Annotated in this window: 13 protein-coding genes; 10 read left to right on the forward strand and 3 right to left on the reverse strand. The window is 67.1% G+C overall.

Going from position 1 to position 12335, the window contains the following annotated elements; all coding sequences use genetic code 11:
• Window positions 1–113 precede the first annotated feature (113 nt).
• Window positions 114–716, reverse strand: a complete 603-nt coding sequence (locus HWX14_RS32590; protein ID WP_175886283.1) for a DNA-3-methyladenine glycosylase I — start codon at window positions 714–716, stop codon at window positions 114–116.
• 142 nt (window positions 717–858) lie between these two features.
• Between HWX14_RS32590 and HWX14_RS32595 the strand changes: the two genes are divergently transcribed.
• Complete coding sequence (locus tag HWX14_RS32595; protein WP_175886284.1) at window positions 859–1740, forward strand: BadF/BadG/BcrA/BcrD ATPase family protein; 882 nt, start codon at window positions 859–861, stop codon at window positions 1738–1740.
• 141 nt (window positions 1741–1881) lie between these two features.
• On the forward strand, window positions 1882–2706 hold the full coding sequence (locus HWX14_RS32600; protein WP_175886285.1) for a Cof-type HAD-IIB family hydrolase: 825 nt from the start codon (window positions 1882–1884) through the stop codon (window positions 2704–2706).
• A 129-nt stretch (window positions 2707–2835) separates the two neighbouring features.
• Here HWX14_RS32600 and aqpZ read toward each other — a convergent pair whose 3' ends face one another.
• Window positions 2836–3579, reverse strand: coding sequence for an aquaporin Z (gene aqpZ / locus HWX14_RS32605; RefSeq protein WP_175886286.1), 744 nt, complete (start codon window positions 3577–3579; stop codon window positions 2836–2838).
• Window positions 3580–3877: 298 nt separating this feature from the next.
• Between aqpZ and HWX14_RS32610 the strand changes: the two genes are divergently transcribed.
• Entirely contained in the window at window positions 3878–4174 is a 297-nt protein-coding gene (locus HWX14_RS32610; RefSeq protein ID WP_027783224.1) for an H-NS histone family protein, read from the forward strand.
• Between the two features lie 104 nt (window positions 4175–4278).
• On the opposite strand, the gene HWX14_RS32615 is transcribed toward HWX14_RS32610, so the two are convergent.
• Window positions 4279–5343 carry a glycosyltransferase family 4 protein gene (locus tag HWX14_RS32615; protein WP_175886287.1) on the reverse strand — a complete coding sequence of 355 codons (1065 nt, stop codon included), beginning with the start codon at window positions 5341–5343 and terminating at the stop codon, window positions 4279–4281.
• A gap of 665 nt (window positions 5344–6008) precedes the next feature.
• Between HWX14_RS32615 and flhD the strand changes: the two genes are divergently transcribed.
• The 7 genes from flhD (at window position 6009) to cheW (ending at window position 12326) form a co-directional block, all read left to right on the forward strand.
• On the forward strand, window positions 6009–6329 hold the full coding sequence (flhD, locus tag HWX14_RS32620) for a flagellar transcriptional regulator FlhD (protein WP_011350590.1): 321 nt from the start codon (window positions 6009–6011) through the stop codon (window positions 6327–6329).
• 92 nt (window positions 6330–6421) lie between these two features.
• Window positions 6422–6976 (forward strand): flagellar transcriptional regulator FlhC, encoded by a 555-nt coding sequence (gene flhC, locus HWX14_RS32625; RefSeq protein WP_006493184.1) that lies wholly within the window; start codon window positions 6422–6424, stop codon window positions 6974–6976.
• 179 nt (window positions 6977–7155) lie between these two features.
• Window positions 7156–8016 carry a flagellar motor stator protein MotA gene (gene motA / locus HWX14_RS32630; RefSeq protein ID WP_034209583.1) on the forward strand — a complete coding sequence of 287 codons (861 nt, stop codon included), beginning with the start codon at window positions 7156–7158 and terminating at the stop codon, window positions 8014–8016.
• Window positions 8017–8029: 13 nt separating this feature from the next.
• Window positions 8030–9049 (forward strand): flagellar motor protein MotB, encoded by a 1020-nt coding sequence (gene motB / locus HWX14_RS32635; protein ID WP_175886288.1) that lies wholly within the window; start codon window positions 8030–8032, stop codon window positions 9047–9049.
• Window positions 9050–9065: 16 nt separating this feature from the next.
• On the forward strand, window positions 9066–9443 hold the full coding sequence (locus HWX14_RS32640; RefSeq protein WP_175886289.1) for a response regulator: 378 nt from the start codon (window positions 9066–9068) through the stop codon (window positions 9441–9443).
• Window positions 9444–9476: 33 nt separating this feature from the next.
• Window positions 9477–11759 carry a chemotaxis protein CheA gene (gene cheA / locus HWX14_RS32645; RefSeq protein WP_175886290.1) on the forward strand — a complete coding sequence of 761 codons (2283 nt, stop codon included), beginning with the start codon at window positions 9477–9479 and terminating at the stop codon, window positions 11757–11759.
• Window positions 11760–11807: 48 nt separating this feature from the next.
• On the forward strand, window positions 11808–12326 hold the full coding sequence (gene cheW, locus HWX14_RS32650) for a chemotaxis protein CheW (RefSeq protein WP_175886291.1): 519 nt from the start codon (window positions 11808–11810) through the stop codon (window positions 12324–12326).
• The last annotated feature ends 9 nt before the right edge of the window (window positions 12327–12335 follow it).

The following is a 12335-nucleotide window of genomic DNA, read 5'->3' on the forward strand; positions in this document are numbered from 1 at the left end:
AACGGCGAATGGCGAATGGCGAATGGCGAGCGGCGAGCGGCGAGCGGCGAACGAGCGGTGCAACCGCCGCGGGTCAGCGGCGCAGCGCCGGCGCCACGCATGCGCCTGCGCCGTCAGCCCGCCTTGCGCCGGCGTGCCGGCTGCTTGCCGCCGAGCGCCGCGCATTGCGCGTGGCACGGGCAGCCGGCTTCGTGATCGTTGACCATGCCGGTCGCCTGCATCAGCGCATAGCAGATCGTCGAGCCGACGAACTTGCAGTCGTACGCCTTCAGCGCCTTGCTGAGCGCGTCGGACTGCTCGGTCGATGCGGGCGCGTCGCGGTACGACTGCCACGCATTCTGGACCGGCGTATCGCCGACGAACGACCACAGGAACGCGGCGAGCGACCCGTGCTCTTCGCGGATGCGCTGCACCGCGCGCGCGTTCGCCACCGCCGATTCGACCTTCGCGCGGTTGCGCACGATGCCCGGGTTCTCCAGCAATTTCTCGATGCGCTTGGGCGTGAAGCGGGCGACGGCATCGACGTCGAAATCGGCGAACGCCTCGCGATAGCCCGCGCGCTTGTTCAGGATCGTCGACCACGACAGTCCGGCCTGCGCGCCTTCCAGGATCAGCATTTCGAACAGGTGGCGATCGTCGTGCGACGGCACGCCCCACTCGGTATCGTGATAGTGAGCGTCCGCTTCCGTCTTCACCCAGTTGCACCGCTGCGACATCGTCTGCCTCGTTCTCAGTGTCGATTCGATCGCGCCAGCATAGCGGAAGCCCTTTTGGCGGGATAGCCGGCCGAACGGCAGATGGGCGCGCGGCGCCGATCCGGTTAAGCTTGGCGCCTGTTCGAATCTGCGGGATGAAGGCATGGCGGCACTACTTTTTGCGATCGGCATCGACGGCGGCGGCACGGGCACCCGTGCGGTGCTGGCCGACCGGCATGGGCGCGAGCTGGCGCAGGGGCGCGGCGGCCCGTCGGGGCTCGGTCTGGGCATCGAGCGGGCATGGGCGTCGATCGGCGCGGCCTGCGCGGCGGCGTTCACGCAGGCCGGTCTCGCGTTCGAGTGGTCGCAGTGCGCGCTCGGCTGCGGGCTCGCCGGCGTCAACAACGCGGCGTGGCTCGCCGCGTTCCGCGCGCAGGCGCCGCTCGGCGCGCTCGCGATCGAGAGCGACGCGTACACGACCGTCGTCGGCGCGCATGGCGGCGCGCCGGGGCTCATCGTCGCGCTCGGCACCGGCAGCATCGCGGCGGCGCTCGATGCTGCCGGTGCGTGCCGGATCGCGGGCGGCTTCGGCTTTCCGTCCGGCGACGAGGCGAGCGGCGCGTGGCTCGGCGTGCGCGCGCTCGCCTATGCACAACAGGCGCTCGACGGCCGCGTGCCGCGCGACGCGTTCGCCGCCGCCCTGCTCGCGGAAACGGGCGCGCAGGATCGCGACGCGCTCGTCCAGTGGTCGTGCGATGCGAACCAGACGATCTACGCGCGTCTTGCACCGATCGTGTTCGCGCACCGCACGCATCCGGTCGCGAGCGCGCTGATCGCGCAGGCCGGCGACGAGATCGGCAAGATGATCGACGCGCTCGATCCGCAGCAGGCGCTGCCGGTCGCGCTGTGCGGCGGGCTGGCGGACGCGCTCACGCCGGCCGTGCCGGCGCGGCACGCCGCCCGGCTGCGCGCGCCGCTCGACGATTCGGCGCATGGCGCGCTGCGGCTCGCGCTGCAGGCGTTGCGGGCGGCGGAAGGCGGCTGAAGCCTGGGGCGACGCGAGGCGGGTGGATCGCACGTCGAAGCAGCGCCCCGGGCGGCGCTTGACGGCAACGGCCGGGCGCGCTGCCGGGCACGACGTTAAAATGACGCTTCCTCCGTGCCGCGAGCGCCGCTCTCCCGCCCCATGTACAAAGTCATCGCCACCGATCTCGACGGTACGCTGCTGAACAGCGACCACCAGCTCGACCCGTACACGATCGACACCGTTCGCCGGCTCGACCGTGACGGCGTGCAGTTCGTGATCGCCACGGGGCGCCACTATGCGGACGTCGCCGGCATTCGCGACGTGCTCGGCATCCGGCCGTACCTGATCACGTCGAACGGCGCGCGCGTGCATGCGCCGGACGACACGACCATCCACGCGCAGGACGTCGACGCGGCGATCGTGCGCCGCCTCGTGCAGCCGGAAGTCGTCGGCGCGCACGGCCGCGTGATCGTCAACCTGTTCACCAACGACGGCTGGCTGATCGACCGCGAAGCGCCGCACCTGCTCGAATTCCATCAGGATTCGGGCTTCCGGTACGACGTGATCGACATGGCCGCGCACGACGGCGCGGATATCGCGAAGGTGCTGTATATCGGCGAACCGGCCGATCTGGCGGTCGTCGCCGAGCAGATGCGCGTGCAGTTCGGCGAGACGCTGTACGTCACGTACTCGCTGCCCGACTGCCTCGAAGTGATGACCGCGAACGTGTCGAAGGGGCGTGCACTGCGCACGGTGCTCGCGCGGCTCGGCGTCGACACCGGCCACTGCATCGCGTTCGGCGACAACATGAACGACATCGACCTGCTCGAAACCGCCGGTCATGCGTTCATGATGAACAACGCGAACCCCGACCTGGTCGCGCGGCTGCCGCACATTCCGCGGATCGGCAACAACTTCGACGCGGGCGTCGCCCGCCACCTGCGCACGCTGTTCTCGCTCGAAGACGACGTCGTCGCATCCTGAGCGCCCGCCCCGCGCGTTTCCCGCGCGGAAATGAAAAACGGGCGCCAGGGGCGCCCGTCGAAATTGCCTGCCTCGATGTTCTTCGACAGCGTGAGGCTCGCTGCTCTGCTCGCTTGACCCCGTAGTGTTTTATTCGCTTGTGCGAGCGGATGCCGGCAGCAGGTCGACGGCGTCGTCACGCCCGGCGACCAGCGGGTAGATGATCCCTGCGAGTACCGCGCCGATCAGCGGCGCGACCCAGAACAGCCAGAGCTGGCCGATCGCGTCGCCGCCGACGAACAGCGCCGGGCCGGTCGAGCGCGCCGGGTTCACCGACGTGTTGGTGACCGGGATCGAGATCAGGTGAATCAGCGTGAGGCACAACCCGATCGCGATCGGCGCGAAGCCGGCCGGCACACCGCGCTTGTCGGTCGCGCCGAGGATCACGAACAGGAAGAAGCCCGTCATCACGACTTCGCAGATGAACGACGCGGCAAGCGAGTAGTGGCCGGGCGAGCGATCGCCGAAACCGTTCGTCGCGAAGCCGCTGCCGACCACGTCGAAACCCGGCTTGCCGGTTGCGATCAGGTACAGCACGAATGCACCGAGCGTCGCGCCGACGACCTGCGCGACGACGTACGGCGCGAGATCGCGCGCCGGGAAGCGGCCGGCGACCGTCAGGCCGACGCTCACCGCCGGATTCAGGTGGCAGCCCGAGATGTGGCCGATGGCGAATGCCATCGTCAGCACGGTCAGGCCGAAGGCGAGTGCGACGCCGGCGAAACCGATGCCGAGGCCCGGAAAGGCGGCGGCCAGCACGGCGCTTCCGCACCCGCCGAGCACCAGCCAGAACGTGCCGAATACCTCTGCAGCGAGACGCTGAGAAAGATTCATGTAAGGACCTCGTCCAAGTGGGTTGAAGACCCGGACGACCCAACGAATTTATTGCGTCGTCCGGAATTGGTCTGGATTATAGGAAATGAATCGGGCCCAGGAGGGTAAACGATTGTTAAATTTGAATGGCTGACGAATGCCTTTTATTAGAATAAGTCCGCATTCTCGATTTAGACGATTCGGTTAAAGATGGCAGCATTAATTTCGAAGGGCAGGGCGGCAGTGCGGATGACGTAACGGATGTTGGTGTTCCGGCCGGATTCGCCGGGGCCGCATCATCGAAAAGGGGAGTCGAAAAATGTCTCAATACGCGAAACTCAAGGCGCAGATCGCCGATCTGCAGGCCCAGGCGGACGACGTGCGCCGCCAGGAAGTGGCGGCGGTGATCGCCGACGTCCAGCGACTGATTGCCGAATATGGCCTGACGGCCCAGGACCTGGGCTTCGCGGAGCGGGCGCGGCGCGGGCGTCCGCCGAAGAAGGCGCCGCTGCCGCCGAAATACCGCGATCCGAAGTCGGGTGCAACCTGGAGCGGCCGCGGCAAGCCGCCGAATTGGATCGTCGGTAAAAACCGCGATCGTTTCCTGATCGAGTGACCGAAAGCCCAATAGAAAAAGCCGCATCGTCGATGCGGCTCTTTTGGTTTTGCGCGCCGATTTCGGCGCGGATTTACCGGCTATTTTCCGCGCGGATTTCCGTGTCAGGCGCCCGCGACCCGGCGCAATGCCGGTTGCTTGGTTGCCGCGCAAAGCGATTCGTAAGTTTCGACGTAGCGTTGCGCCATCGCCTTCGAGCTGAAACGCGTGTCGAAACGCTCGCGGATCGCGGTGCGCGACAGGCTGTCGATCCGGTGCAGCGCGCCGACCGCGCCCTGCACGTCCTCGACGATGAAGCCGGTCACGCCGTCCTCGATCACTTCCGGCACCGAGCCGCGGTTGAACGCGACGACCGGCGTGCCGCAGGCCATCGCCTCGATCATCACCAGGCCGAACGGCTCCGGCCAGTCGATCGGGAACAGCAGCGCCTTCGCGCCGGACAGGAACGCGGGCTTCTGCGCTTCGTTGATCTCGCCGATGAATTCAACGTGCGCCTGGTCGAGCAGCGGCTCGATCACTTCCTTGAAGTAGTCCGCGTCGGCCTTGTCGACCTTCGCGGCGATCTTCAGCGGCAGCCCGCTTTGCGCGGCGATCCGGATCGCGGTGTCGACGCGCTTTTCGGGACAGATCCGGCCGAGGAACGCGAGATATTCGGGCTTCATGTCCGGCTGCGGCGTGAGCAGCGTGTCGGGCAGCCCGTGGTACACGGTGCCGGCCCACGCGGCCTGCGGCAGCGGCTTGCGCTGGTTGTTCGAGATCGACACGACCGGCGAATCCGGGAACGCGTCGAACACCGGCTGCAGCTCCGGCAGGTCGAGGCGGCCGTGCAGCGTCGTCACGTACGGCGTGTCGAGGCGCGACATCAGCGGGAACGGCAGGTAGTCGAGGTGGAAGTGCAGCACGTCGAATTCGTGCGCGACCCGCGCGACCTGCTCGAGGAGCCGCATATGGGGCGCCATCGAATCGCGGACCGACGGGTCGAGCCGCAGCGCGCGCGGCCACGCCGCCTCGAGACGGGCCGACGTGACGGAGTCGCCGCTGGCGAACAGCGTCACGTCGTGGCCGAGTTCGACGAGCGCCTCGGTGAGGTAGGACACGACACGCTCGGTGCCGCCGTAGAGTTTCGGCGGGACGGCTTCGTAAAGCGGCGCGATCTGGGCAATTCGCATGGATGTTCTCCTGTGTCGATCCGAGCGCGCGACGGCGCCGATGCGGATCCCGTACAAGGTTGCGGAACTTGCCGACGCACGCGGTTCGCGGTACGTGGCCGGGCCCTGGGCGGGGTGCGCGGGGCGCCGGACGGCAAGCTGCGGGGCGGGCCGGCACGGCTCGCGCCGCCGCCCATTGGAGTCCATTATCGATATCGCCCTGAGGGGTTCGAGTGTTTTTTCAAACACTTAAGGCTTGTTACACGATGAAATACGCGAAAACCCCGAGAAAAAGGGCGCGGAAACATGAATCGCGACAGCCATAACTATTGTTGCGCTATCGTGAAAAAGCACTATAATTTTTACCGATCCGATTGTCGGCAGCCTGCCGGCAAGCCTTCCGCCACCGGCGCGGCGGCCATCGGGGCCCCTCGCAACCGAATCCGCGTTGCAACCCGTTTTTCCAATCGTCCCTTTCAATTCGCCTTGTCGGAAAAATTCCTACACGGTTTACAGACAAATCCTGCGTGGCATACGCCACTTCGCTGATACCGACATAAATCCCGTTTGGCCAAAATTCGCCCTGTAAGACTATAAACGAGCCGACTGAGCGCCCGGTGCGAACTGATCGAGCAAACGTTTTCATAACATGAATGGCCAAAGCAAAGCTTTTTAACGGGGGAATCATGAGCGCTACCAGCGAAATGCTCAGTGAGATCAAAGAGGTCAACCTGTCGTACCTCCTCCTCGCGCAGCGACTGCTGCGGGAAGACAAGGCGATGGGCATGTTCCGCATGGGCATTTCCCAGGAACTCGCCGACGTGCTCGCCAACCTCACGCTCGCGCAGACCGTGAAGCTGGCCGCGTCGAACCAGATGCTGTGCCGCTTCCGCTTCGATGATCACGCGCTGCTGTCGTCGCTCGCCGACAAGGGCCGCAGCGACGTCGTCGCGCACGCCCACTCGGCCATCCTGATGGCCGGGCAGCAGGTCGAAGGCGTCCGCTGATCCATCCCGCCTTGCGTGTGTCCCGGCGTGCCGCGCCGGCCGGCAGCGTATTGGCCATTCATTCGCACAACGTCAAGCGGACGGTTATCACCATGGCAAGCAAAAGCGTCGTGATCGAGGTGAAGGAAATCACCCTCGCCATCGAACTGATCGAACTGGGCGCCCGGCTGCAGCTGCTGGAGGCGGAGACGAGCCTGTCGCGGGACCGTCTGATCAAGCTGTACAAGGAACTGAAGGGCGTGTCGCCGCCGAAGGGGATGCTGCCGTTCTCGACCGACTGGTTCATGACGTGGCAGCCGAACATCCACTCGTCGCTGTTCTACAACATCTACCGGTTCATGCAGGACCACGGCCGCTGCGAGCCGATCCAGTCGATCGTGAAGGCGTACCGGCTCTATCTGGAGCACGTGAACCTGTCCGGCGACGAGGCCGCGCTGAGCCTCACGCGCGCATGGACGCTGGTGCGTTTCTTCGATTCCGGGATGCTGCAGATGACGCCGTGCACGCGCTGCGGCGGCCACTTCGTCGCGCATGCGCATGATCCGCATCAAGGTTTCGTGTGCGGGCTGTGCCAGCCGCCGTCGCGCGCCGGCAAGACCCGCAAGGCCGCCGCCGCGCGCGCCGAACTGGCCGCCGCCGTGGCCTGAGCGCCGGCGGACGGGGCGCAAGCGGGGCGCGAGCGACGCCCGCGGGCCGCGCGAATCGTCTGCGCATTGCTGGTAAACACCGTCGGGCCGCCGCCGCGCGGCCGCGAAAGTTTTCCTGCCGACTGCCGTAAACCTGTTTAACGGCGGTCTCCCCGCCGGTCTTTCGTGAGGGACAGGCAGTGCTGATTATCGTGGGAACACTCGTGACGCTGTTGTCCGTCTTCGGCGGTTATGCGCTGGCAGGCGGGCATCTGGGCGCCTTGATCCAGCCCGTCGAGATCCTGATGATCGTGGGCGCCGGCGTCGGCGCGTTCATCCTCGGCAACGGCGGCAAGACCATCAAGGCCACGCTGCGCGTGCTGCCGACGCTCTTCAAGGGCTCGAAATACACGAAGGACGTCTATATGGAGCTGATGGCGCTTCTTTACGTGCTGCTCGCGAAGGCACGCAAGGAAGGCACGCTGACGCTCGAGGCCGACATCGACGATCCGCAAAAGAGCCCGATCTTCACGCAATACCCGAAGATCCTCGCCGATCACCACATCGTCGAATTCCTGACCGACTACCTGCGCCTGATGGTAGGCGGCAACATGAACGCGTTCGAGATCGAAAGCCTGATGGACGAGGAGATCGAGACGCACCACGCGGAAGGCGAAGGCCCGGCGCACGCGCTGATGCGCGTCGGCGACGCGATGCCGGCGTTCGGGATCGTCGCGGCCGTGATGGGCGTCGTGCACACGATGGCTTCGGCCGACAAGCCGCCCGCGGTGCTCGGCGCGATGATCGCGCAGGCGCTGGTCGGCACGTTCCTCGGGATCCTGCTGTCGTACGGGCTGATCGGGCCGCTCGCGAGCCTCGCGGAGCAGCGCGTGGCCGAGTCGACGAAGATGTTCCAGTGCATCAAGGTGACGATCCTCGCGACGCTGAACGGCTATGCGCCGGCGATCGCGGTGGAGTTCGGCCGCAAGGTGCTGTTCTCGACCGAGCGTCCGTCGTTCTCCGAGCTCGAGGAACATGTCCGCCGCGTGAAGGCGAAGTGACGCGGAGCGACCGATGAGCAAGAGCAAGGATCGCGCGATCGTCGTCAAACGGGTGGCCCCGGCGAAGAAGGGCCACCACGGCGGCGCATGGAAGCTCGCGTACGCGGACTTCATGACCGCGATGATGGCGTTCTTCCTGCTGATGTGGCTGCTGAGTTCGGTCACGCCGGTGCAGCTGAAGGGGATCGCCGAATACTTCAACATGCCGCTGAAGGCGGCGATCCTCGGCAGCGGCGACCGCAGCTCGCAGGAGTCCAGCATCATCAACGGCGGCGGCCGCGACCTGTCGAGCGTCGACGCCGGCACGCTGCGCCGCACCGACGGCACGACGTCGCTCGCCGAGCGGCTCACGAAGGCGGGCGACGACAATTCCCGGTCGCAGGCACAGGGCGCGCAGGACCGGCTCGAGCAGACGCGCCTGCACGACCTGCAGATCAAGCTGATGGCCGCGATCGAGGCCAATCCGACGCTGCGCCAGTTCAAGCAGCAGATCCGCATCGATTCGACGCTGATGGGGCTGCGCATCGAGATCGTCGATACGCAGAAGCGGCCGATGTTCGCGATGTCGAGCGACCACGTCGAGCCGTACATGCGCGACATCCTGCGCGAGATCGGCAAGACGCTGAACGACGTGCCGAACCGGATCATCGTCCAGGGCCACACCGACGCCGTGCCGTACGCGGGCGGCGAGGGCGGCTACAGCAACTGGGAGCTGTCGGCCGACCGCGCGAACGCGTCGCGCCGCGAGCTGATCTCCGGCGGCATGGACGAGGCGAAAGTGCTGCGCGTGCTGGGCCTCGCGTCGACGCAGAACCTGAACAAGGCCGATCCGCTCGATCCGGAAAACCGCCGGATCAGCGTGATCGTGCTGAATCGCAAATCCGAAGAAGCGCTGATGCGCGACGACGCGACGACGACGACGCTGTCCGCCGACGCGGCCGGCTCGAAGCTGCTCGCGCAGCAGCTCGGCGGCCCGGCGCCGGCGGTGCGTCCGGCCGTGGCGAGCGCCGTCGCCGTGGCGCCGAAACCCTGACGTTTCCGAGACAGACATGATCCGAACCATTCTCGCCATCGACGACTCCGCGACCATGCGTGCGCTGCTGCAGGCCACGCTTGCGCAGGCCGGCTACGACGTGACGGTGGCGCCGGACGGCGAAGCCGGCTTCGACATGGCGGCGACGGCGCCGTACGACCTGGTCCTGACCGACCAGAACATGCCGCGCAAGAGCGGGCTCGAGGTGATCGCCGCGCTGCGCAAGCTGAGCGCGTACGCGCACACGCCGATCCTCGTGCTGACGACCGAGGGCAGCGATGCGTTCAAGGACGCCGCACGCGACGCGGGCGCGACCGGCTGGATCGAAAAGCCGATCGACCCGGGCGTGCTGGTCGACCTGGTCGCCACGCTGTCCGAGCCGGCTGCCTCCTGACATGAACGCGACGATTTCAACCGGTGACCGGGCATGACTCTCGACATCACTCAGTTCTACCAGACCTTTTTCGACGAAGCGGACGAGCTGCTCGCGCAGATGGAGCAGCTGCTGCTGAACCTCGACGTCGATTCGCCCGATCCCGAGGATCTGGCGGCGATCTTCCGCGCCGCGCATTCGATCAAGGGCGGCGCGGCGACGTTCGGCTTTTCCGCGCTGACCGATACGACGCACATCCTCGAATCGCTGCTCGACCGCGCGCGCAACCATGAGCTGACGCTGACCAAGGAAATGATCGACGCGTTCCTGGAAACCAAGGACGTGTTGTCCGACCAGCTCGTCGACTACCGCGCGAGCGCCGAACCGGACGCGGCCGCCGCCGCGACGATCTGCGCGAAGCTCGAACGGCTGAAGGCCGAAAGCGGTGCGGGCGCGCCCGCCGCCGCAGCCGAGCCCGCGCCGGTCGCGCCTGCGCCGGCCGCGCCGGTTGCCGCCGCCGTCGCGCCCGCGGCCGAGCCCGCTGCCGCCGGCGACCGTGCGCCCGATCACGTGGTCGAGCAGGCCGTCGCGGCCGCGCATCCGGCGGCCGACGCCGATGCCGGCGGCCCGCACCTGAAGATCACGCTGGTCGGCGTCGACGCGAAGGATCAGGCGCTGCTCACCGAAGAACTCGGCAACCTCGGCCGGATCGTCGCGCGCGAGGAAGTGGGCGCCGACCTGTCGCTGTGGGTCGAATCGGACGTGCCGTCGGACGACATCGTCGCGGTGTGCTGCTTCGTGATCGACGAAAGCCAGATCCGCGTCGCGCACGGCACGGCGCCGGCCGCGCAGGCGGCACCGGCCGTCGCGCAGGACGCCGCCGTGGCCGCTGAAGCCGCCGAACCGCCCGCCGCCGCGCCGCCCGCGCGCGTCGAGGTGTTCGCGCCGCAGGCCGCCGCCCCGCAACCGGCCGCGCCGGCACCGGCGCCGGCCGAGCCGGCCGCCGCCGCGACACCCGCCGCCACGCAGCCGCAGCAACACGCTCAACCGCAGCCCGCCGAACACGCAGCACCGGCCGCCGCGCATCACGACGACAAGCGCGCGCGCCCGGCCGCCGCGGCCGCGGCGGGCGCCGAAGGCAGCTCGATCCGCGTCGGCGTCGAGAAGGTCGACCAGCTGATCAACCTCGTCGGCGAACTGGTGATCACGCAGGCGATGCTGGCCGAAACGGCGACCGCATTCGATCCGGCGCTGCACGACCGGCTGTTCAACGGGATGGCGCAGCTCGAGCGCAACGCGCGCGACCTGCAGGAAGCGGTGATGTCGATCCGCATGATGCCGATGGACTACGTGTTCAGCCGTTTCCCGCGGCTCGTGCGCGACCTCGCCGGCAAGCTCGGCAAGCAGGTCGAACTGGTCACGTTCGGCCAGGCGACCGAGCTCGACAAGAGTCTGATCGAACGGATCATCGATCCGCTCACGCACCTGGTGCGCAACAGCCTCGACCACGGGATCGAAACCGTCGACAAGCGCGTCGCCGCCGGCAAGGACGCGGTCGGCCAGCTCGTGCTGTCGGCCGCGCATCACGGCGGCAACATCGTGATCGAGGTGAGCGACGACGGCGCGGGCCTGAACCGCGAGCGGATCCTCGCGAAGGCCGCGAAGCAGGGCATGCAGATCTCCGAGAACATCAGCGACGACGAAGTGTGGCAACTGATCTTCGCGCCGGGCTTCTCGACCGCCGAGACGGTGACCGACGTGTCGGGCCGCGGCGTCGGGATGGACGTCGTGAAGCGCAACATCCAGTCGATGGGCGGTCATGTCGAAATCTCGTCGCAGGCCGGCCGCGGCACGACCACGCGGATCGTGCTGCCGCTCACGCTCGCGATCCTCGACGGGATGTCGGTCAAGGTCGGCAGCGAGATCTTCATCCTGCCGCTGAACTTCGTGATGGAGTCGCTGCAGCCGTCGAACGACGACATCTACACGGTCGGCAACGGCGAGCGCGTGGTGCGCGTGCGCGGCGAATACCTGCCGCTCGTCGCGCTGCACGAGGTGTTCTCGGTCGAGGACGCGCGCACCGACCCGACCCAGGGAATCGTCACGATCATGGAAACCGAGGGGCGCCGTTTCGCGATGCTGATCGACGAGCTGGTCGGCCAGCAGCAGGTGGTCGTGAAGAACCTCGAAACGAACTACCGCAAGGTGCATGGCATCTCGGCGGCGACCATTCTCGGCGACGGCAGCGTCGCGCTGATCGTCGACGTCGCGGCGCTGAACCGCGAAACCCGTGCGATGCACGGCGCCCGAGCCGGCGCCGAGCTCGCCGTCTTCTGACTCTCGCCATTCAACCGATTGGGGGCAAACGTGTCTGCTGAAGTCCAAATGATCAATACCGCCGCGGCGAACGCGGCGGCGACCAGCCGCCGCGACGCCGCACACGGCGACGCGACGGGCCAGGAATTCCTCGTCTTCACGCTCGGCGACGAGGAATACGGGATCGACATCCTGAAAGTGCAGGAAATCCGCGGCTACGACAGCGTCACGCGCATCGCGAACGCGCCCGAGTTCATCAAGGGCGTGATCAACCTGCGCGGGATCATCGTGCCGATCGTCGACATGCGGATCAAGTTCCACCTCGGCCGCGTCGAGTACGACCACCAGACCGTCGTGATCATCCTGAACGTGTCGAACCGCGTGGTCGGGATGGTGGTCGACGGCGTGTCGGACGTGCTGACGCTGCAGACCGACCAGATCATGCCGGCGCCGGAATTCGGCGCGACGCTGACGACCGAGTACCTGACGGGCCTCGGCACCGTCGACGGCCGGATGCTGATCCTGATGGACATCGAGAAGCTGATGTCGAGCCGTGAAATGGCGCTGATCGAGACACTCGGCGGGTAAGCGCGCCGC

Origin of the sequence: Burkholderia sp. BCC0044, from assembly GCF_902832955.1 — a bacterium.
Lineage (GTDB): Bacteria > Pseudomonadota > Gammaproteobacteria > Burkholderiales > Burkholderiaceae > Burkholderia.

What these genes read in the sequence shown, in the direction of transcription:
- HWX14_RS32595 (WP_175886284.1), top strand. Translation starts at nt 859, where the DNA reads ATGGCGGCACTACTTTTTGCGATCGGCATCGACGGCGGCGGCACGGGC.
- cheA (WP_175886290.1), top strand. Translation starts at nt 9,477, where the DNA reads ATGACTCTCGACATCACTCAGTTCTACCAGACCTTTTTCGACGAAGCG.
- HWX14_RS32600 (WP_175886285.1), top strand. Translation starts at nt 1,882, where the DNA reads ATGTACAAAGTCATCGCCACCGATCTCGACGGTACGCTGCTGAACAGC.
- HWX14_RS32640 (WP_175886289.1), top strand. Translation starts at nt 9,066, where the DNA reads ATGATCCGAACCATTCTCGCCATCGACGACTCCGCGACCATGCGTGCG.
- cheW (WP_175886291.1), top strand. Translation starts at nt 11,808, where the DNA reads ATGATCAATACCGCCGCGGCGAACGCGGCGGCGACCAGCCGCCGCGAC.
- aqpZ (WP_175886286.1), bottom strand. Translation starts at nt 3,579, where the DNA reads ATGAATCTTTCTCAGCGTCTCGCTGCAGAGGTATTCGGCACGTTCTGG.
- motB (WP_175886288.1), top strand. Translation starts at nt 8,030, where the DNA reads ATGAGCAAGAGCAAGGATCGCGCGATCGTCGTCAAACGGGTGGCCCCG.
- flhC (WP_006493184.1), top strand. Translation starts at nt 6,422, where the DNA reads ATGGCAAGCAAAAGCGTCGTGATCGAGGTGAAGGAAATCACCCTCGCC.
- flhD (WP_011350590.1), top strand. Translation starts at nt 6,009, where the DNA reads ATGAGCGCTACCAGCGAAATGCTCAGTGAGATCAAAGAGGTCAACCTG.
- HWX14_RS32590 (WP_175886283.1), bottom strand. Translation starts at nt 716, where the DNA reads ATGTCGCAGCGGTGCAACTGGGTGAAGACGGAAGCGGACGCTCACTAT.
- HWX14_RS32615 (WP_175886287.1), bottom strand. Translation starts at nt 5,343, where the DNA reads ATGCGAATTGCCCAGATCGCGCCGCTTTACGAAGCCGTCCCGCCGAAA.
- HWX14_RS32610 (WP_027783224.1), top strand. Translation starts at nt 3,878, where the DNA reads ATGTCTCAATACGCGAAACTCAAGGCGCAGATCGCCGATCTGCAGGCC.